The sequence below is a fragment of the Algoriphagus limi genome (assembly GCF_024919275.1).
In the GTDB taxonomy this organism is placed as follows: Bacteria; Bacteroidota; Bacteroidia; order Cytophagales; family Cyclobacteriaceae; genus Algoriphagus; species Algoriphagus limi.
Map to the genome: position 1 here is coordinate 395,986 of NZ_JANWGH010000001.1, position 21,843 is coordinate 417,828.

The 21,843-nt window shown below is 39.8% G+C and carries 15 protein-coding genes; 5 read left to right on the top strand and 10 right to left on the bottom strand.

The annotated features are described in order from the left end of the window. The first annotated feature begins 10 nt into the window (after nucleotides 1-10). From NY014_RS01675 to NY014_RS01690, 4 genes are all read left to right on the top strand, one after another. A complete protein-coding gene (locus tag NY014_RS01675) occupies nucleotides 11-2,275 on the top strand; it encodes an aconitate hydratase (RefSeq protein WP_259412794.1) in 2,265 nt (754 codons plus the stop codon). 81 nt (nucleotides 2,276-2,356) lie between these two features. Next, nucleotides 2,357-2,932 carry a hypothetical protein gene (locus NY014_RS01680; RefSeq protein ID WP_259412795.1) on the top strand — a complete coding sequence of 192 codons (576 nt, stop codon included), beginning with the start codon at nucleotides 2,357-2,359 and terminating at the stop codon, nucleotides 2,930-2,932. Beyond that, nucleotides 2,932-3,636 carry a DUF2490 domain-containing protein gene (locus NY014_RS01685; RefSeq protein ID WP_259412796.1) on the top strand — a complete coding sequence of 235 codons (705 nt, stop codon included), beginning with the start codon at nucleotides 2,932-2,934 and terminating at the stop codon, nucleotides 3,634-3,636. Before NY014_RS01680 ends, NY014_RS01685 begins: the two co-directional genes overlap by 1 nt. Before the next feature lie 115 nt (nucleotides 3,637-3,751). After that, complete coding sequence (locus NY014_RS01690) at nucleotides 3,752-6,667, top strand: ATP-binding protein (protein ID WP_259412797.1); 2,916 nt, start codon at nucleotides 3,752-3,754, stop codon at nucleotides 6,665-6,667. Here the strand turns inward: NY014_RS01690 and NY014_RS01695 are convergent. From NY014_RS01695 to NY014_RS01725, 7 genes are all read right to left on the bottom strand, one after another. Further along, complete coding sequence (locus NY014_RS01695; protein WP_259412798.1) at nucleotides 6,655-7,587, bottom strand: tetratricopeptide repeat protein; 933 nt, start codon at nucleotides 7,585-7,587, stop codon at nucleotides 6,655-6,657. The genes NY014_RS01690 and NY014_RS01695 overlap by 13 nt on opposite strands. Continuing rightward, nucleotides 7,568-8,668, bottom strand: a complete 1,101-nt coding sequence (locus NY014_RS01700; protein WP_259412799.1) for an AI-2E family transporter — start codon at nucleotides 8,666-8,668, stop codon at nucleotides 7,568-7,570. Before NY014_RS01700 ends, NY014_RS01695 begins: the two co-directional genes overlap by 20 nt. 35 nt (nucleotides 8,669-8,703) lie before the next feature. Then, nucleotides 8,704-10,734, bottom strand: a complete 2,031-nt coding sequence (locus NY014_RS01705) for a M3 family metallopeptidase (protein WP_259412800.1) — start codon at nucleotides 10,732-10,734, stop codon at nucleotides 8,704-8,706. Between the two features lie 173 nt (nucleotides 10,735-10,907). Beyond that, nucleotides 10,908-13,325 carry a zinc-dependent metalloprotease gene (locus NY014_RS01710; protein WP_259412801.1) on the bottom strand — a complete coding sequence of 806 codons (2,418 nt, stop codon included), beginning with the start codon at nucleotides 13,323-13,325 and terminating at the stop codon, nucleotides 10,908-10,910. Nucleotides 13,326-13,397: 72 nt separating this feature from the next. Beyond that, a complete protein-coding gene (locus tag NY014_RS01715) occupies nucleotides 13,398-15,497 on the bottom strand; it encodes a ComEA family DNA-binding protein (RefSeq protein WP_259412802.1) in 2,100 nt (699 codons plus the stop codon). Next, complete coding sequence (locus tag NY014_RS01720) at nucleotides 15,485-16,234, bottom strand: PorV/PorQ family protein (protein ID WP_259412803.1); 750 nt, start codon at nucleotides 16,232-16,234, stop codon at nucleotides 15,485-15,487. The genes NY014_RS01715 and NY014_RS01720 overlap by 13 nt, the downstream gene beginning before the upstream one ends. Before the next feature lie 177 nt (nucleotides 16,235-16,411). Continuing rightward, nucleotides 16,412-17,854, bottom strand: a complete 1,443-nt coding sequence (locus NY014_RS01725; protein ID WP_259412805.1) for a POTRA domain-containing protein — start codon at nucleotides 17,852-17,854, stop codon at nucleotides 16,412-16,414. A gap of 57 nt (nucleotides 17,855-17,911) precedes the next feature. Here NY014_RS01725 and yidD point away from each other — a divergent pair, with 57 nt between their 5' ends. Beyond that, a complete protein-coding gene (yidD, locus tag NY014_RS01730; RefSeq protein WP_237563102.1) occupies nucleotides 17,912-18,136 on the top strand; it encodes a membrane protein insertion efficiency factor YidD in 225 nt (74 codons plus the stop codon). Here the strand turns inward: yidD and NY014_RS01735 are convergent. Genes NY014_RS01735 through rnc form a run of 3 tightly spaced genes read right to left on the bottom strand, consistent with a single transcriptional unit; the run spans nucleotide 18,133 to nucleotide 21,841 of the window. After that, nucleotides 18,133-19,239: a prolipoprotein diacylglyceryl transferase gene (locus NY014_RS01735; protein WP_259412806.1), complete on the bottom strand. Its 1,107-nt coding sequence runs from the start codon at nucleotides 19,237-19,239 to the stop codon at nucleotides 18,133-18,135. The two genes, yidD and NY014_RS01735, sit on opposite strands and share 4 nt — an antisense overlap. 1 nt (nucleotide 19,240) lies before the next feature. Next, a complete protein-coding gene (gene nadE / locus NY014_RS01740) occupies nucleotides 19,241-21,082 on the bottom strand; it encodes an NAD(+) synthase (protein WP_259412807.1) in 1,842 nt (613 codons plus the stop codon). A gap of 18 nt (nucleotides 21,083-21,100) precedes the next feature. Then, entirely contained in the window at nucleotides 21,101-21,841 is a 741-nt protein-coding gene (gene rnc, locus NY014_RS01745) for a ribonuclease III (RefSeq protein WP_259412808.1), read from the bottom strand. Nucleotides 21,842-21,843 lie beyond the last annotated feature (2 nt).

Sequence of the window (21,843 nt, forward strand, 5' to 3'; positions counted from 1 at the left end):
ATCCTATAAAATGGCTTTTGACATTGAAATGATCAAGGATGTGTACGCTCGCTATCCAGAGCGTATTGCGGCTGCGAGAAAAGCAGTCAACAGACCCTTGACTTTGACCGAGAAAATTTTGTATTCCCACCTTTCTGAGGGGCCAGCTTCTCAATCTTTTGAAAGAGGAAAATCCTATGTGGATTTTCAGCCAGATAGAGTCGCGATGCAAGATGCTACGGCACAAATGGCTCTTCTTCAGTTTATGCAGGCGGGTAAAGACAAGGTCGCAGTTCCTTCGACCGTACATTGTGATCACTTAATCCAAGCACAAGTAGGTGCAGATAAAGATCTTTCTGTTGCTAAGGATAAAAACCGTGAGGTGTATGATTTCTTGGCCTCAGTTTCAAATAAATATGGAATTGGTTTCTGGAAGCCAGGAGCCGGTATCATTCACCAAGTAGTTTTGGAAAATTATGCTTTTCCAGGTGGAATGATGATCGGTACTGATTCCCACACTCCAAATGCCGGTGGTCTAGGTATGATCGCAATCGGTGTTGGTGGAGCTGATGCCTGCGATGTAATGGCGGGTCTGCCATGGGAGCTGAAATTTCCGAAATTGATTGGCGTGAAGCTTACTGGAAAACTTTCTGGCTGGACTTCTGCAAAAGACGTGATTTTGAAAGTAGCTGGTATCCTAACCGTAAAAGGTGGTACAGGTTACGTAGTTGAGTATTTCGGTGATGGAGCAAGATCTCTTTCTGCCACAGGTAAAGGTACCATCTGTAACATGGGTGCGGAGATTGGTGCTACTACTTCTATTTTCGGATATGACGACAAATCAGCTGCTTATCTGGAAGGAACCGGCAGAGCGGACGTTGCAGCCCTTGCAAATGGTATCGCTGAGCATTTGACTGGTGACCCAGAAGTATATGCAGAGCCTGAGAAATATTTCGATCAAGTAATCGAAATTAACCTTTCTGAACTTGAACCACACATCAATGGTCCTTTCACACCAGACTTGGCATGGCCCCTTTCTAAATTTGCTGCTGCTGTGAAAGAAAACGGTTGGCCAGCAAAATTAGAGGTAGGGTTGATTGGTTCTTGTACCAACTCTTCTTATGAAGACATTTCCAGAGCTGCTTCTTTGGCGCAGCAGGCAGTAGATAAAAAATTGATCGCTAAATCTGAATTTACCATTACTCCAGGTTCTGAGCAGGTTCGCTTCACAGTTGAGCGAGATGGATTCTTGGATACCTTCGGAAAAATGGGAGGGGTAGTTTTAGCAAATGCCTGTGGTCCTTGTATCGGACAGTGGGCTCGTCATGGAGCTGAAAAGCAAGAGAAAAACTCCATCATTACCTCTTTCAACAGAAACTTTGCGAAGCGTGCTGATGGAAACCCAAATACTCATGCTTTTGTGGCTTCTCCTGAAGTAGTTACTGCTATGGCAATCGCCGGTGATCTTACTTTCAACCCAATGAAAGACAGTTTGATCAACGAGGAAGGTCAGTCAGTAATGTTGGATGAGCCGAAAGGTCTGGAATTGCCTACGAAAGGATTTGCGGTAGAAGATGCCGGATATCAAGCTCCAGCTGCAGACGGTTCAAAGGTTGATGTAATCGTAGACCCTAAATCAGAGCGTTTACAATTATTGGAATCATTCCCTGCTTGGGAAGGCACTGATTTGAAAGGATTGAAGCTATTGATCAAGGCAAAAGGAAAGTGTACAACTGACCATATTTCCATGGCTGGTCCTTGGTTGAGATTCCGTGGCCACTTGGATAATATCTCCAATAATATGTTGATCGGTGCTGTCAATGCATTCAATGACGAGACCAACAAAGTCAAAAATCAATTGACCGGAGAGTATGGAGAAGTTCCTGCTACGCAGCGTCAATATAAAGCTGAAGGTATCGGAACAGTAGTAGTTGGTGATGAAAACTACGGAGAAGGTTCATCACGAGAGCACGCTGCTATGGAGCCAAGATTCTTGGGCGTTCGTGCGATTTTAGTTAAATCTTTCGCTAGAATTCATGAAACCAACTTGAAAAAGCAGGGTATGCTTGCTTTGACCTTTGCAAATCCTGCTGATTATGATAAAGTTCAAGAGGATGATGTGATCGATATCCTTGGTTTGGAAAGCTTCGCTCCGGGTGTTCCATTGAAAGTGGTTCTTCACCATGCAGATGGCTCCAAAGATGAATTTGAAGTGAATCACACCTATAATGAAGGCCAAATTGAATGGTTCAAAGCAGGTTCTGCCTTGAATTTGATAAAAGCAGGTTTGGCTTAATTCACATAGGAAACCTTATATCAAAAGAACCGTTGCCATTTTTTGGTAGCGGTTTTTTCTTTTTGTACAACCAAATTAATCATGAGAGTAACCTTCATTTTTTTGGTATTCCTCGTTTTTTCTGGAAAAGCATTTTCCCAAAAGAAAATTGAACAAGAAAAGCGAATAAAGAAACAGGATGTGCCTGAGCTGGCAGTGGAGTGGCTAGAAGATTCCTTTGAAGGCAGAAAAAAAGTTCGTTGGTATCAGGAGATTTCAGATCAGGGGATCTCTTTTGAGGCCAAATTTCCCTGGAAAGGAAAATTTCACAGTGTAGAATTCGATTCCCTGGGGAACATCCAAGATGTGGAAATAGAAATCCAACAGAATGAGTTGGGCGCAGAGATTGAGTCAAATATCCTTTCGGATATAGCAAGCGAGTTTAGTGAATTTCGCATTCAAAGAATTCAAAGGCAGTATTCCGCTCAGTCGGATGATCTGGAAGACTTTTTTGATGAGGGGGAGATGGAAGGAATTACCATCCGTTTTGAAATCGAATTCATAGCAAAAGAAAAGTCGGGCCGTCAGGCCTTTTGGGAAGGTCTTTTTGATCAAAAAGGCAAGTTGATTTCCATACGGGAAGTTGAAATTCGGATCATGGATAACTTGATTTTTTGATGAGGAAAGTAACTTTATCATTCCTGGTATTTTTTCTATTCGGCTTCTCTTGTTTAGCCCAAAGACAAGCCTTTTTTACAGGCTTTTTCCCAGAAGTAGCTATAACCAAAAAGCTGTCGAATGGCAACAAAGTCAATTTTAAAGTTGAGAATCAGGAAATTATTTATCGGAATTTTGAAAATCCTGAAGATCGATGGCAATTTCGTCATTATCGGACCGACCTGATGGCTTTTTACGATTGGAAATTAAGTCCTTTAAGCAGTATGGCTTTGGGATTATTTTATAGAATTCAAGATGGCTCAAATGCTTATCGATTGATTCAGCAATTTGCTGTTTTGGATCGATTTAGGAGATTTCGGATGGGGCATCGTTTTAGATTAGACCAGACTTTTAGCCATAATGAAGCAGCAGAATATAGATTAAGATATCGGGTAGCATTGGATGTGCCTTTGCAAGGAGATGAATTAGATCCCGGAGAGGGCTACTTAGTGATCTCGACAGAACCTATTTTTAGTCTTCAGGAAAAGGAATTTGGACTCGAAAATCGATTAGTTCTGACCCTTGGAAAATTGATTAATTCTCAGCAAAAAATAGAATATAGTATCGATTATCGCACGGATGGATTTTTCAAGAGGGCTTTAGAACCCGCTTATGGGCAAAAATTGGCTATTTCTATAATTTTTGATGCATTTTTTCATATTTGAAAAGTAAAAAATTTGCTATGAAATACAAATTGCTGTATGTTTACAACATAATTTTGCGATAGGTAAAGAATCATCCAAAAAACGCTCAAATAGAACATTAGTAAGAAAAGGATTGATGAAGGACAGAGGGATTAATAGCACTTTTAAGAAGATCATTTATGAGTCCTCTGAGATGGTCTTTCTTGCTGACGATTCCTATCCGTATAATATTTTTTATGCCAATGAATCCTTTGAAGATCAAATAGGAGAGACACTTCAAGATCGAAGTCTCGCTGGTTTGGGTCTAGATATCAGCAATTATATTTTTAAAGAAGAACTACTTCTTAACCATGATGGCAAGGAGTTTTTATTTAGACTGGAATTACCTGAGGATAATGGAACTAACTATTACCTGTTTTACAAAGGGGTTGAAATAAAAACTCAGGGACTTCCTTCCAATCGGGAAATTCAGGAATTCTTTAAAAGAGGATTGGATATCCTAGCTGTAGGTCAGCACGATTACTTGACTTATTTGAATGATGCGGTCAAACCTGTGTTAGGATATGCCCCGGAGGAATTGATTGATACTAGCCTTTGTTCTTTTGTTCATGAAGATGACTTAGAGAAAGTCCGTAAAATCTGGAAAAATAAAGGAGGAGGGGATAAACTGGGCTTTTTCCATGTCCGGATCAAGAAAAAGTCAGGAGGTTATGCCTTGTTGGAATGTTCGGTCCAGTTTGCTGAAACCCATTTTTATTTGATTTCGAGGGATCAGACAGAGTTTTATCTGGAGCGAGACCTTTCGAAAAAATTGCTTCATATTCAGCAGCAAGTTCCAAGTCTTTCAAATTCAGTTAGTTTTAATTTGGACTTAAGGAAAGGGAAGATCAATTGGGATAAAGATGCTTTGGAAAAATTCAAAGTTGAATCGAAAAAAGAAAGGAAATCACTTTTTCAAAAGATTCAGCTTAAAATCGAAACTGATTCCAACAAGCCAAAAATTGATGCAAATATCAATTGGAAGGATCAAGATTTAAAATTAGTAGCTGAAAAAACCGAGTTGCCTAATGGTCGGGAAGTTTGGATAGGATATTTGGCTGATGATAGCACCCGACAGGAGTTACTTGATGAAAAGTCATTATTAGAAAGTTTTCTTTTCCGTTCCCCTGAGCCTTTGGTTGTTTCACTAGGAAGTAAAAATATTATTCATTGCAATGAGGCAGCAAGGAAGCTTCTCGGATTGGATAAGGAGACGTCCTTTGATGATTTGACACAGTTGGAAGAGCTATTTGAGGAAACTGAGAATTGGAAAGAATGGCTTGACCAAATCGAAAAAGGAGAGGAAGTTCAACCATTAGTGGCACCCATTCTTAATCAAAAAGGAAAGTCTTTAACACTAGAGATTTGCTACACAACCTTTGAGGAAAAGTCTAATCAATACTTTTTATTCTCCTTTAAGAATATTTCAGAGAAACTTTCACTCGAAAAAACTCTTGAAGAGAGTAGTAATTTCTTGATTAACCTGACAGAACAAGTTCCTGGAGGACTCTATCAGTTGGTTTTGGATAAAAATGGAGGAATGAATTTCTCTTTCCTTTCCAAAGGAATCACTTCTGTATTAGGAATTTCAGAATCAGAAATCGAAGAGTTTACAGATATCTCATCTACTATCACCAAAGTTCACCCACAGGATTTGCCTCATGTAATCATGACTTCGGTAGCTTCTGCAAGAAAGCTTGAACCATGGCAATGTCAGTTTAGGGTAAAGGACGAGCATCAACCCGGAGGGTTTCGTTGGGTTTTAGGTGCTGCTAGACCACAAATCTTGGAAAATGGAGACATGGTTTGGTATGGGTATCTGACAGATATCAGCAAGCAAAAAGAATTTGAAGCAAAACTGGATGAGGCTCGTCAGACAGCTGAGAAAGCCAGTCAGATTAAGTCCGATTTCTTGTCCATGATTAGCCATGAACTTAGAACACCTCTGAATGCAATCTCGGGATCAGTTTATTCTTTGCTTCAGGAAAATCCTTCCAATTCGCAGAAAAATACCCTGAATACCATCAGCTTCGCAGTAGACAATTTGATCATTATGATCAATGATTTGTTGGACTTCCAAAAAATCGAAGCTGGCAAGCTTTCTATTGAAAAGGCTCCATTTAATTTAACTGAGTTGGTACATCAAGTCATGAAAGGGCTTGCCTTCCACGCTCGCGATAGTAAAAACTCGTTGAACCTGCATCTTGATTCCAATTTGGACCTCGATGTCAAAGGAGATAAAACCCGTCTTTCTCAGATTTTGAATAATCTGATTACGAATGCACTCAAATTCACTCATGATGGAAAGGTGGATTTGACAGTTAAATTATTAAAGAAAAATACGAATCAGGTAAGAGTTTACTTCGAAGTGAAGGATACGGGAATCGGAATCGCTCCGGAGCATCAGGATAGAATCTTCAATGATTTTGACCAAATCAAACCGACTTTTAGTACCAAATATGGAGGAACCGGATTGGGACTTTCTATTACCCGAAAGCTCCTCAATTTGATGAATTCCTCTATTCAGTTGGAATCTGAGCCAAATAAAGGCAGCCGCTTCTTCTTCGAAGTTGATTTTGATTTAGTAGAAAATGAGGGTCCAAAGAATGTAATCCTGAATGGATTTAACCGTGATTTCTCCAGCCTTCATTTGTTAATGGCAGAAGACAATGATGTAAATGCTTTAGTTCTTGGAAAAATTATCAAGAAATGGGGCTATACCTTTGATCGAGTCCCAAATGGAGCATTGGCTGTGGAGGCGGTACAAACCAAGAAATACGATTGTGTTCTGATGGATATTCAGATGCCTGTTATGGATGGTTTTGAAGCTACAGTAGAAATCAAGAAGATTATCGACATCCCGGTGATTGCATTAACAGCAGCTGCCAAACTCGAAATCATGGAAAAAGTGGAATCCTGTGGTTTTGATGGATTTGTGGCAAAACCTATCGATGCCGCGGAACTACTAAAGAAAATCAAAGAAGTGATCTCAGAGAAGAATCACAATTTTTGAGCCTTTTCATAATATTCAGCTACCAAATCCATTTCTGGATAATCCCGATAGAGTTCCTGTAAGTATTGTAGGGCCGAGATTTTATCTCCTTTCATAACGTAATAAATTCCTTTGTTGCGGAGCGCATACGGATTGTTTGCATCCATTTTTAGGCTTCGATTAATAAACTCAAGACCTTCTTCAACTTGCCCAAGGTAGAGTAAGTATAAGCCTTTGTTGTTGTAAAAATAGGCTTGAGAAGTATTGAGAGAAATTGCTTTTTCTACAGCTTCAAATGCCATTTGATAGTTTCCACGATCAAAGGCAATCATCGATTCCAGATTATGCAAGTTTGGCTCCATGGGATTAATTTCCTTTGCCAAATCCAAAAGGGAATCAGCCTTAGCATAATTTTTTTGGTAATAGAAAATAGTTGCTTGGTTGACGATCAGGTCAGAATTATCAGGATTTAGCTCCAGCGCCTTTCCAAACGCTTCGAGAGCTAATTCATAATTTTGAAGCTTTTCCTGAACTAATCCACCCAAAAAGAACCCCTTCCACTCAACAGGTTGGTTAGTTTGAAGCCAATTTGCATCCTCTCGTGCTTTGTAAAATTCCCCATTATCCAAATAGGTTAAGCCTCGTTGAAAGTAAGCCTCTGGGTAGTCTGGTTGATAGTTGATAGCTGCAGAAAAATCTAAAATCGCCTCATCCAATTGGTTTAATTGAAGATGGGAAATTGCTTTGTTGAACCAAGCATCCGCATAGGTAGAGTCAAGATCTAAGGCTTCTTGGTAAAATTCCAAAGCTCCCCTAGGGTCATTTTCATCCAATTTTTCATTTCCTTTTAAAAGAAAACGTCCCTTTTTGTCTTCGACTGAATCGCAAGCTGTGATAGAAATTGCAAGAAGAAAAAGGAAACTAATCCTGATCTTGTTCATCTGTTGGTTTAGGTTTTTTTGGTTTCTCTTTTTCTTCACCAAGCAGAAAAGCGAATGGCTTAGTCTCTTCTGTGAGATCAAATATTTCTCTTAAAATCGCTAAAGTTGGAATAATTAAAATCATCCCTGCCACTCCCCAAATACTACCTCCTATCAACAATCCCAAGAAGGTGATGAAAGCATTGAGGTTGACATTACCTCCGACAATTTTTGGAGTTAAAAAGTTTCCTTCTACTAATTGAATTAGCTGGTAAGCAACCAAAATAGCCAAAGGATAAAATAGACTGTCTTTTGTCAAGAAAGAATAAACCACTGGTAAGAGTACTCCGAAAAATGGTCCTACGTATGGGATAATGTTTAGGATGGCTCCTAAAACCCCAAAAAAGATTGCATGCTTAATACCTAAAGCAGTATAGGCTGTGACATTCAACAAAGCCAAAATAAGCATCACTTTACCTACTCCGACAATGTAATGCTGTATCACTTTTCGAAGGCTTGTGATTCGCATTTTAACTAGAGTGGGGTCGCGATCCCGATAAATCATAATCATCATTTTGGTGAGATGATCACGATATAAAACCAAGAAGAACATGAAAACTGGAATCAAAACCACACCAGAAAGAGAACCCACTGTTTTCAGTGCAAAATTGGAGATGCTAGAGCTATGATCGTTTAAAACTTCCTCTATGTATTCGAGATTTGCTTTGTTTCTGAGCTCATAGTCTATACCAAAACTGCTTTGAGTCCAGTCGTCAATTTGATTTGCATAGTTTGTTACCCTGCCACTCACATCATCAAAATCATTGGTGAATGCTGCGACATTTCCAATAATGAATGACAAAAGCCCCCCAACTAGAAGCACCATCAAAAGCAAGGAAAGAAAACTCGCTAGTGTTCTTGGTACCTTCTTTTTTTCAAGCCAATTATTTAATGGCGTAAATAAAATCGCGAAAAAGCCTCCCATAAAAAGGGGGATAAGAAGGCTTTTGCCCACGATTAAAAAGAAGACCAATACAATGATAAAAACCAAAACCAGCAAGGCTTTGAGAAAGGAGGGGAGGGCTTGATACGGCTTTTGCATATCCAAATTTTTTCAGAATATACTGGACTTTTCTATCAAATCAAACCAGCTCTTCGAAGCAGGGCTTCCGGTTTTGGTTCTCTTCCTCGGAATCTTTTGTAGAGAACCGTAGGATGCTCTGTTCCTCCCGCAGAAAGAATGTTTTTCTGAAAGGATTGAGCCGTTTCTGGATCGAAAATTCCTCTCTCCAAAAACAATTCAAAAGCATCCGCATCTAAAACTTCAGCCCACTTGTAGCTGTAATATCCTGCTGCATATCCTCCTTGGAAAATATGAGAGAAAGAAGTACTCATTAGCGTATTAGGGACTTTTGGAAGGAGATCAGTTTTGGACATTATTTTTCGCTCAAACTCAAAAAGGTCTCCGATTTTTGATGGATTCCCTTCATGATAAGCCATATCCAATAATCCAAAGCTGATTTGTCTCACCGTTTGATAGCCTTGTTGGAAATTAGCAGCTTTTTTAATTCGCTCGATTAAATCTTGAGGAATTTTTTCTCCCGTTTTATAGTGTTTGGCAAATAGATCCAGACACTCTTTTTCATAGCACCAGTTTTCAAAAATCTGAGAAGGCAACTCTACAAAATCCCAATAAACACTAGTTCCTGAAAGACTTTGATAATGCGTTTTGGCAAGCATTCCATGAAGGGCATGCCCAAATTCATGGAATAGGGTAGTCACCTCATTGAAAGTCAAAAGGCTAGGTTTTGTTTTGGTTGGTTTGGTGAAGTTGCAAACTATAGAAATATGTGGGCGATGATCTATGCCATTCGCTTCGTATTGGCTCTTGTAGCTCGTCATCCAAGCTCCGTTTCGTTTTCCAGCTCTCGGGAAAAAGTCCGCATAAAATACGGCAACATGTTTTCCGTCTTTGTCTTTTACTTCATAAGCTGTGACATCGGGATGATAAACCGGAATATCTTTATTGGGAGTGAAATCTAGACCATAGAGTTTACCTGCTGTCTGAAAAACTCCTTCGATGACATGCTCCAATTGGAAATAGGGACGAAGCAACTCATCGTCCAATTCATACTTTTCTTTTTTAAGTAATTCGGAATAGTACGCAAAGTCCCAACGCTCTAGCTTTTCAATTCCATCCAGTTTCTTAGCGAATTCAGCTAATTCAGCGACCTCTTCTTCAGCTTTAGGCTTGGCTTTTTCTAAAAGGTCTTCAAGGAATTTCAAAACCTCCTCAGGGCTTTTGGCCATACGCTCTTCCAAAATGAATTGCGCATGGGATGAGTACCCTAGCAACTTTGCTCTTTCATATCGAAGCTCAAGGATTCTTTTGATAATTTCCTGATTGTCTAATTCATCCCCTTTGCATGATTTGGTATTGTAAGCGAGGAATAGAGTTTTTCTTAATTCCCTATTTTTCAGATAGGTCATGGCAGGGATGTAGGAAGGGTAAGCGAGTGTAAAAGCCCATTGACCTGCTTTTCCTTTTTCCTCAGCAGTTTGTGCTGCGGCTTCTTTGATACTTTCTGGTAGACCTTCTACATCGGATTCATTTTCTACGAAATGAACAAAGCGATTCGTTTCCGCCAAGACATTCTCGCCGAATTTTAGCGATTGTTGGGCAAGTTCTTGGTCAATTTTCCGCAATTTGGTCGCATCTTCTTTAGAAAGATTAGCTCCATTTCGAACAAATGCCTTGTATGTTTTTTCTAGGAGAGTTTTCTGCTCGGCGCTGAGCTTCAGTTCATCTTTCTGCTGGAAAATCTGGGCCACTCTTGAAAACAACTCTTGGTCTAGAAGAATATCATTGGAGTGTGCAGTTAAAAGCGGAGATATTTCTCTCGCTAGTTTTTGAATCTCGTCGTTGGTTTCGGCGGAATTTAGATTAAAAAAGATGGATGAAATCACGTTTAATTTATCACCTGATCTATCCAAAGCCTCAATTGTATTTTCGAAAGTTGGGAGAGGATTCGATTTTATTTGTTCTATTTCCTGCTTAGCCATTTGAATAGCCTCTTTTACAGCAGGTAGAAAATCTTCAGTTTTAATTTTATCAAATGGGGCAGTCTCGAAAGGATTGGTGAATTTTTCCAACAGAGGGTTACTCATAATTTCTTTGATTTTTAGTAAAAATCGACTCGATCACTTAATGGTTTCAATTGTTCTTCAAATTTATTTATCCCATCTGATTTGATAGGGATTTGGGAAAAGAATTAACGGATTTTTAAAGAATCTAGAGAAAATAAAAAACCTCCGAATTTGATTTCGGAGGTTTTCGTTTTTTAATACTCTAAATCACAGCTCATACTTTCCATTCCAATTGGAGCTCCATCAGGAATTTTGAGGCTTTCCGGACTGCTGATTTCATGGGGTTGATCTAAGTAGGCCTGGATTTTATCGCTGAGGTATTTTCTGTGGGTTCCCAAAAGTCCACCTTGAGAGGAGATTTGAGTTATTTTTTCCAATTGCATTCTCGCGATTGCCCGTACCGAATTTGAGGCATTTCCATTCTTGGAAAGATTGATGAGATAGTCTACAAATTTCGCTTCCGTCATCATCTTGATTTCCTGCTTTAGACCAGAAGGCAGATTGTTTTGAAACAACTGATTGCTAACCTGATTCAAAACAGATTCGAAGCTAGGGAGACTTGAATTCTGCATGGCTTGCAAGTGTAGGCGATTTGCTCTTCCACTTTCCAAGAGGAAGGTGAAAACGGCATCTACAATGTTTTCAGCCGGAGCAATTGGGTCAAAAATAGGCCCGGTTCTCGAAACAAAAGTTTCCCTGTTTTTTCCATAACCATAAGGCCTTGGAGGGATCAAAGCCAAAATATGCTGTGGGACTTCTAATTGCTCAGGCTCGATCGTTTTCAATAGTGCTGAAACAGCCTCATTTTGAAGTTTTGCATCAATCCAAGTATGATTTGGCTGATTGTCTCCTTTGACTTTGTATAGATAATCCAAGCCTCCTACAACTTTGCTAGTAGCTTCCACTTGATAACGATGCATGAGGAAAAGTGGAACAAGCACTTCTTCCAACAAAGCCTGTGGAGTTCCATTTGGAATGGCATTTAGTCCAAAAGATTGAAGCTTATTTTTTCTCAATTCCAGCATTCGAAGCAATTCTTCAGGTGCCGATTTTCCATTATCCCACAAATGGGAGCGAGGGTGAGCACCACTAGGGTCACGAGAGTCGGAATCAGTGATGAATTCATAACCTGCATCGAAGGTCTCTTCTAAAGTTCTATTCAAGAATATAGCCTCATCTTCACCTGCTTTTGGATATCCATAGCCATAAGTGATTGCCCATTTATCCCATTCGCCGATTTTATCATCATAAGCGGCAGAAAGGTCCAAATTTCCTTGGCTGTCTTGGGTTATTAAAGGATATGGATAGTCCATTACTGAAGATCTGCCTGAAGCTGAAGTGGCATAGCTGTGAGCCAAACCGATAGTATGGCCAATTTCATGAGCAGACAATTGACGTAATCTTGCTAAGGCTAATTCGAGCATTTTTGGATCGGCTGGTTTTCCATCCTCAAATGGCTGTAATAATCCCTGAGCAATTAAATAATCTTGTCTAACTCGAAGCGAACCCAAAGAAACCTGTCCTTTGATAATTTCGCCAGTTCTTGGATCTCGAATACTACTGCCATAAGACCATCCACGAGTTGAACGGTGAACCCATTGAATGACATTGTATCGCACATCCATCAGGTCCATTCCTTCAGGAGCTAACTCTACTCGGAAGGCATTTTTAAACCCTGCTGCCTCAAAAGCTTGATTCCACCAATTTCCTCCCTCGATCAAAGCGGAAGCAACAGGTTCAGGAGTTCCTCTATCCAAATAGTAAACGATTGGTTCGACAACTTCAGAAACGGCAGCATTGGGATCTTTCTTTTCTAATCTATGTCTGGAAATAAACCGCTTCATAATAGGTTCTGAAATCGGTGTTGTAAAATCCATGTAACTGATGGAAAAGAAGCCTCCTCGAGGATCAAATTCACGTGGTGTGTAATTGTCGTCAGGAAGCTGAATGAAAGAATGCCGCATCCTTACGGTAACTGCATCAGGACTAGGTGTTACAGATCTTATTAAACCTCCTGTAGCATTTCCGGTAAGGGTAATTGTCGCTTCTACCTCTGTGTTTTGCGGGAAGTTTTTCGTCATTTCATAGTAAAGGCCTGTGCGGGAATTATCTACTCGGTATGTCCCCTGTCGACGTTGGCTGAGGCGGTTTGACACGCCGTGTGCGTCTTGCATGTAAAAGTTGGTGGCATCCACAACAAATCCATCACTGTTGTTCTGCGCAATTTCGAATCCCCATAGAATGGATTCTGCAAAGGCATCCTGTACGGATTTTACTTCGTAGGGATTGGATGAAAAGGCTCGGAAATCATAGTTTTTGTGAATCAGGAATAGTTTGTTTCCTGACCTTCGAAATTCAACAATTCTGGTATTACCTAATTGACCTCGGTCCAAACCGATATCATTAGAGCCAACACCTGCAGTCAATGAATTGACATAAAGAAATTCTTTTTCTAAATCCTCGATATGGAGATAGATTTTCCCCTTTTCCCTGTCTAAATAAAAATCAACAAAACCTTCATTTCGCTCCAATTTGGATAAATCTAGATTTTGAGAAAAAACAGGAGAAATCATCCCGAAGAGGATAATCGCTGTAGTGAGTAATTTATTCATAAGATTTGGTGGTATAAACGAGAGTCTCAAATTATAAAAATGGTAGCTTACAAACTCACCATTGATGGAAATTTAACGATTTAGATAATATCGAAGTAGTAGGGTTGTTTCGGATTGTCGATTTCCTTTAATCTCCTGAAGTCCAGAACTGATTTTTTCCCGGTCAATGTAGGTAGTTCTTGCCCATCTGAAATACAATCTGAGTTTTCTGGATACATCGTATTCTCCTATCAAATAATACCGCTGTCCCTGACCGGAAAATGCCGGAATTGAAAAAGTCCATAAGACATGGTTCTCAAATGCATAGATTCTACTGTCGTAATCATCCGTGTCAAATAAGGCATATCTAGCCGTAATTTTCCAACGATTCTGATCTAATCGGATATCCTGAACTACCATCAATCCATTTCTTTTCTGGCTTTGGATAGTTACTTGACTCCACCAAACTCGGCTTCGGATAAAAAGATTTTTGCTGATGCGATAATCCAAATTGAAAAGACCATTTTGTCTCCTTACTGTAGCACTTTGATAGGTGGACTGAGGCTCATTTAAATCAGGAAGATTTCGGTCTTTTTGCTCCTGTCTATATTGAAGAAATACTTGGAGAGACTTCGATGGTTGAAAGCTAAGCCTGCTGAGCCATTCATTTTCAAAAGAGGGATTGTAGAGCCGGTATTTCAGCCAGGGAAACCGAAAAAAATCATAATAAGCATTGAACTTCCATTTTTTTATGGGTCTGATTTCCAGCCCAAAATATATCCCTCGTTCATTAATAGGTCGACTGCTTTCAGCAAATGCATTACCATAAAAGCTGTGGAAGTTTTTATCATAGTTTCGCCAAAGCATGGAAATGTCAACCTGAGAACTCAGGCTGGCGATCAATCCAAGAACACTTCCGTTTCCTCCTGATTTCGAAAGGGCGGATTCTCCGAAAAAGAGAAAATTTTTCCAATTGTAGTTAAAGTATAGGCTACCCATGTGGTTTGACTGTCCCTGAAATTCAAATTGGTTGTAGAGTCTTTTTGTAGGGATCCATTCCTGACTGAATTGGGTATATAGAAAGGTAGATCCAAATCTGAGTTTTGAATTTGCTTGAAATTGAATTGCCGTGCCAATATTGTATTCCCGAAATTGATTTTTGGTGCTTATTTCGGAAGGCGTGCGATGGAGTCCACTTTGATTAAAAGAGTTGATGGTAAAGTTTTCAGTCTCCAAACTATCCATCAATTCTATTGATCGGCCATCTCTTGGTACTGAGGAAGCTAGTGCGGTAAATTCCCAATTTTTATGTTGATAAGTGGCGGCTCCACCTCGGAAAAACCCCCATTCCAAAGAAGCAGTATAGGGTAAAATTCCTACAGAACTTCTCCGAATTGTAGGAACCGTTTCTGCACCTTTTCCCAAGGTGTAACCTGCTCCAAAAACCAATCCTTGGCCAAAAGAGGCCTGAAAATCTCCCAAGGCTAGAGTTTTCCATTTACCAACTTGGTATCGTTGAAAATGAAAAGAAAAAAAATTAAAGCCATATCGGCGGGAAGGATGATCCCAAGTAAATTGCTCGCCAGCATCTTTATCCAAGGTAAACCCAAAGCTAAAATCCCGTGAGTGCTGAGTTCTGAATCTTAAATACAAATCATTGGGATCACCGAGATAGCGACTGCTTATTCTTCCAGTACTTGAAGTATCCGTGGGACTAAAACCTTTTCTTTTTTCCCAAACTCTCCGATGCCTGACTATCAGATAGGTTTGTTCCTCATTTCGAAGCCGTTTCCAGAAAGGCTCAGTTCGCTTTTCTCCATCTTCTAAGGTTACAAAAGGGATAATTCGATTAATAGTTTCTGAATCAAACTCCGGTATTGCTTGAAGTTCATAGAGGGATAGTAAATCACCAAACTGACTTCGGTAAATAAGTAGGGCATCTATCTGAGACGGAGTCAGAAGATACATTGCCTGTAATGCTTCGTAATTTGCTTTATTTAGATTGATTGGATTTAGATAAAGTTGTAGCAAGACCTCGTAAATCCGTTCGTAATCCACATCTTCTTCTGGAATAGGGAAAAGTCGTTCAATTAAGGATTCCAGATCGATTTCAGGTTTGGGGACTTGCTGGGAAAATGAGTATTGAATTCCCAGAAATACTAGTATTAAAACAATGACAATTAATCTCCCCATTGGTAATTTAGGCTTAGGTGATTGGTAGAACCAAGAGGAGCTAATTGACTATAGGCATAATCAAGTCTCAAATTTCCTTTTTGAATACTAAAGCCAGCAAAAAAGCGCGAAGGTTGGGTGTTAATACCACTTCGCAAAAAAATCCATTCCTTGAGGCGATATTCTAATCCGGCCTTCAGCAGGGGAGACTGTTGTATATCTTTTTCAAGTTCAATCAGTAAACTGAGCGTCTCAGTTGGCAGGTAATGTAAGCCCAACTGGACTAAGGTAGGCAAACGAGAATCGGTCTCTTGACTAATTTTGCCACGGTTGATATTGCTAATGGAGGCTCCGAGGTAAAGTTTTGGGTTTAATTCAGTGATTCCTCCTAAACTGAAAAGTAATGATCCGCCACTTCCAAAACCCTCCATTTGAGTCTGGAAATATTCCATTTTCAGACCAATACTATTTACTCCCAAAGTATGGGAATATCCAATACCAATGGTTTGTTGGTTGAAAAGCTTACCCCCAAACCGGCTGATTCCCAAGCCGAAGGTTCCTTTCCTATTCTTTATAGCTGTAGCAAGATCAAAAGTCGAGAGTTCCTGAAGTCCAAAACGATGATCATACCCTACAGCGATCCCTGACTTTTTGGTCCTATCTAAGGCTCCGATATTGTTAAAATAAGACCAAGTAGAGGGGAGATGGACCCGCTGATTTCCGATCCCTTGATTTCGCGCTCCATGAACTTGTGTCAAGGGATCAGTTTGGGGAAATGCTGAAAATAGTATTCCCAGAAAAAAGAATAAAAAGCAACCTGCCTTCATAAAAAATGGCTAAAAAAAAACTACCATTAATTTAGGTAGAAATTTTTTAAACTACAGGTTGAGTCAATAAAAAATTAAGTCAAATAGGGTTTTTTAGCTAAAAAAGCTCTAGAAAGGAGCTTTAATATTCAGAAAGAAGTTGCCTTCTCCTTGATTGTTGAATGAATATTCAAATCGAAAAACGGAATCATAAAAGCCTACAAGGTCAATTCCTAATCCATATCCATAAAGATAGCGATTGGTTAATCGAGCATTCTCAGGAATAAAATTTCTATCCTTGACGTAGCCATGGTCAAAGTTCGCACTGAGATAAAAGCGGAATGGAATAGTACTGAATTGCTCCAGGGGCATGACGGAGGAAACATCAATCTCCCAATCGATAAACTTCCATCGGAAGCTATTTTTGTGGACATACAATTGTTGTCCTTCTATCACATTCAGTTCGTAGCCTCTGATAAAATTTGGAGAATAACCTATGCCTCTGACAAGTGTGTAGGGCTGTCTTTGGCTCAAAAACCAATTGCCAGATAATCCTGTAACAAAATGGAATCGTTCATTTAAAGTGAAGTATTTATTAGCGGTCAGGCTTACTTCGATTTCGTCAATATCTTCCGTGTTGAAAATCCCATATTTAGTAGCTGATAGCCTGAGTAGCTCTCCCTTTGTTGCGTATGCAGCCAAATTCCTATTATCATGCTGAAAAGTATAGCTCATGTAGAGATATTGAAGTTTATTCTCTCCATGTTGGAAATAATTAGGGTTTTGCACTAGGACTTCCGGATCTAATTTGGTGGAAGTATATCCTACAGTAAAAAAGTGGAAGTTGTAGAAAGTTCTCCTGAAAGTATATTGGATGGCTGCTGACAGGTTTTCTCGAAGCACATCCTCTGTTTCACTGGTGAAAAATACCTGTCTGTTATTGGCAGACCGAATAGGTATAGTTTTTTGTTCATAGTAGGTGAATTGACCGGCTAATCCGTGCTTCTGCTTCTTATCAATGTAAGGTTTGCTGTATCGCAAATCTAAGGCTCTGGTGAAGCCAAGTTGCCCACTAAATCTCAATTTCTCATTTCTTCCACCGACATTCGAATGAGATACTCGAAGGCCATAATTCACTCTGGAGAAATCCCTACCTTGATTTGTCCACCATTCGGAGAAGTTACGATCAGCCAATTGAAAAATAATGGAAGGAATGATATACCAGCGCTCTTTTACAGCAATCAAAACTTCCACTTGATCGCCTCCTGTAAATAGAGGAGTGATTTCTACTGAAGTAAAAAGTCGGAGATTATAGATTTTATTGCGATCGGCTTGAATAATTTCAAGGAAAGTGTCTAAATCATAATAATAACCTTCGCCGAAGTCCAATTCCCTCAGAATGATGTTTTTCTGAGTTTTTTCATTTCCAATGATGAAAATATTGTTGACAAAAATACTATCCGGAGTATCCATTTGTACCGGAGAGTAGGAGGTGTCTTGAGCAAAAACCTTGACAGACCATCCCCAAAAAAGGAAAGTAAAAATGAAAATATGTCTGATTGAAAGTCTCAAAGGGAATTTTCAGTTAGTACATTTGGTTTTGAAGAGGCCATGCACAATAAACAACCTATGTGGAAAAACCTTGTTAGAAAAATCGCCATTTTTCCCGTTTTGGTTTACCAATATACCATTTCGCCACTTTTTCCTTCATCATGTCGTTATACACCCACCTGTAGTCAATACATGAAGGAGGCTATTTTGAAGCATGGGCCTTTCAAAGGTGGTTGGCTCGGAATCAAACGAATATCCAGATGCCATCCATGGGGAGGGCATGGACATGATCCCGTACCTTAATTAGCCGGCTTTTTAAGCCCCATTTTCCAGGCTCTTGCGACCAAAATTATTCCTCCCAAAACCAAAGGAATGCTCAGAAGCTGCCCCATATTGAACTGCATGGCATCTTCAAATTCCACTTGATTTTCTTTGAAAAATTCCCACACGAAGCGCATTCCAAAAACCATTATTAGGAATAATCCCAATAGCAAACCATCGGGAACCCGTTCCTTGTATTTCGCCCAAATAGAAAGCAAAATCAAGAAAATCACGAAATAGGAAATTGATTCATAAATCTGAGTTGGATGTTTGGCTCTACCAAAAGTCTTGATCGTCGCCACATACATTGCCGGCTCTTCCTTCAATTCTAGATTCAAATCAGTTTCTAAAGGCTCAGCTAGGTATTCTTTAGAAGAATTGAACTGAGTTAAGGCATATTTTACATCACTCCTAAGTGTGTTTTCTAGGGTTTCTTTAGTGAAATTCCCCTTATTGATTTGAATTTCTATGTTTACAGGTAAAATTCCATTTCCTTGCAGCTCATTCGCGCGGTCTGTAGGTTTGTAAGCATCAATGGATTCGATCGGAACACGGAGGGATTGTAGAATTTCCTCAATATCCCAGGCGTAGACAATTCCTTGGTCGGTTCCAGTATCTTTTCCGCCTATTTCAGAATTCATCAAATTCCCCAATCGAATCAAGGCTCCGGTCATCGCCGTCACAATCACGATTCTGTCGACTACCCACAAATAACTTTGCCCAGGAGTCTTTTTTGCATAGATCCAAAGCGCAATCAAAATAGCAACAGCGGCTCCATGTGAAGCTAAGCCGCCTTCCCAGACTTTTAAGATTTCAATTGGATTGCTTAAATATTTTGCGGGCTCGTAAAAAATTACATGACCAAGTCGAGCACCAATGATAGTCGCTAAAACCATGTAAATGGTGAGTTTGTCAACCAGATTCTCATCATGACCTTCCTTTCGGAAAAAATACACCATGAACTGCTGGGAAATGATGAAACCCAAAGCAAAAAGTAAACTATACCAGCGTAAACGATCAAAACCAGCGAAAACAGCAGGATTTGGATCCCAAACAATGTAATTCAAAATGGAGGTAATGTTCATTTTAAAGTTGGTCTAGTTGCTCTAACTCTTCTTTGTAACCTGCCGACAAGATCGGGAATCTGTACCAGGTTTTTGGATCTACATTAAACTGGTCCAAATGGAAGGAAGGCGCTAACCTTTCGCGCTTCCATTGATTTCTGGCCCAAAGTTGGAAGAATTTTTTAATATATGATTTTAAAAGTTTGTCTTCTAGCTCAAGTTCTTCTTTGAGAATTAAAAATACATCCATGGGAGATCGTCGGTCCCGAATAGCGAGTTTTTCGATTTCCACAATTACCGAGTAGGGCATCAAATCCTTTTCATCGGTTTGGGTTCGCTCTTGAGGTCGTAATTCTGCCGTAGGTTGCAATGAATTGACTTTGGCAAGACCCGGACGGTTCAGATTTTTCTCTGCCCAATTTATCCAATGTAAAATGAAATGCTTATCCACTCCGGCAATGGGGGAAATGCTACCACTAGTATCTCCATCCATGGTGGTATAGCCGACATCTCCTTCAGAACGATTGGAGGTGGCAAGCAATAAGGCATTATTGAGATTAGCGAGCATCCAAATAATCGGAGATCGGGAGCGAGCTTGAATATTTTGAAGGGTAATATCGTCTTGTTCCCAAGTCAACTTCCTCCCAATTGCAGATTCGATTTTAGCCGTATAGGAAGCTACTTCCTCATCGATTGTCCAATGATGGAAAACAGCTCCCAGACTTTCTGCGAGAGATTTTGCACTCTCAAAAGTGTCATTGGAAGAATTTGCCGTTCCTTGATAGGCGGTTGTTAAAAGTTTTCCTACTAATTGTTTTTCGGGGTTCCCTTCAAATTTATCAAAGTCAGAAATCCCTATTTTTTCGCAGAAGCGCTGAAGCCCTAAATCTTGCAAGCCTCTTTTTACCATTTCAGCAACCAAAACGGCAACTGTGGAGGAATCTGCACCGCCAGAAAGAGAAAGAACAAAACCTTTACTTTTACTTTTTCTCAGGTAATCAAATAATCCGAGTGAGCTCGCTTGGGTAAATTCCCACTCCTTGCTTTTTATTTCAGCTATTTCCTGTTCTTTATCTTCCAAAATCACACAGTTCACTTGATAGTCTTGAAAGGATAAAAGCTGATTTCTAAACAGGGTTTTACCAGATTTAGCTAGGAGACTTTCTCCATCAAAAATCATCCTTCCAGCCTCATTTCCCAAAAGGTTGATATAGCCATAATAGCAATCAAACATCTTGGAGCTATCCTCAATCAGTTTCTTTCGCTCCAAGGTTTTTCCCATGGCAAAATGACTGGCACTAGGGCTGATAATAAGATCTACTTTTCGTTCGCAAAGTCGGTAACCAGGGCGTGCTTCACCTCTCCAAGCATCTTCACAGATTTCAAATCCATAGTGAACCCCTTTTTTCGTAAAAGTTAAATCCCCCAAAGAAACTTCCTTTCCAAAAAAATCAACCTTCACTTGTTGGTTTGCTCCCCAAGGCGTAAACCAGCGGAACTCATAGTGAACTCCATCGATGGCCATAAACTGTTTGGCGACAAAACCCAACAATTCTCCATCCTCGATAATGGCCATGGTGTTATAAACTTTTTCACCCATGCGATAGGGAAGCCCAACAGCTACAGTAGTATTTTGACAATGGGGGATCAATTTTTTCAGTTGGTCCAAAGCCTTTTTTGGATACCAATAGCTCAGGAATAGATCTTCGGAGCCATAGCCTGTAATGGCTAATTCTGGGAAAACGACTAAGTCAGCATTTTTCTGCTTGGCCTCTTCCAGGGCTGAAATTATTCGATGCAAATTTCCCTCCCAATCTAAAGGAGTCTGATTGACCGTAGCGAGTGCGAGCGAAAGTGAAGACATGAATGGGTGAAAGTTGGATTAGGTAGGTATTTGGAGTGTTTCACAGGCGTTTTTAGAAGCTTCCTGTTCCGCTTTCTTTTTCGTTGGACCTTTTCCAGTGGCCACTTCTTTAGAGTTTACAACCAGAGCAATAACAAACTCTTTATACCGTTGGTTGCCGTTAATTTCCAAAATTTTGAAATCGATATCCTTATTTTCCCGCTGAGACCATTCTACAATTTTCGATTTGTAATTCATGGTCGTGGAAATCATTCCTTCAATATCGAAATGCAGTAAAATTCGGGTTAAGATAAAATTTTTGGTAAAGGTATATCCCCTATCTAAATAAACTGCACCCACAAGGGCTTCCAGCATGTCTCCATAAAGAGATTTACTTGCAGTAAAAGGCTTCTCGAGAAAGTAATCTTGTAAAATGGTCCGAAGTCCGATTTTGATTCCTGATTCGTTCAAGCTTTCACGATTTACCAGTTTTGACCGGGTTTCTGTCAAGAAACCTTCGTCTCGGAGGGGATATTTTTGAAATAGATATTCAGCAACGACTGAACCCAAGACCGCGTCTCCTAAAAATTCCAATCGTTCATTGGAAATCTTGTGGCCTCGTTCATTTTCTTTTCCCAATCCGGCAGGAGTGAGAGCAAGTCTATAAAGAGAAATATTTAAAGGCTTGCGACCCACCATCAATTTGATGGAGGAGGCAAGCCTTTGATCTTTTTTGTTTAATAAAATACGCTGTAATCCGAGTCGCTGAAGGAGTCTCAAGC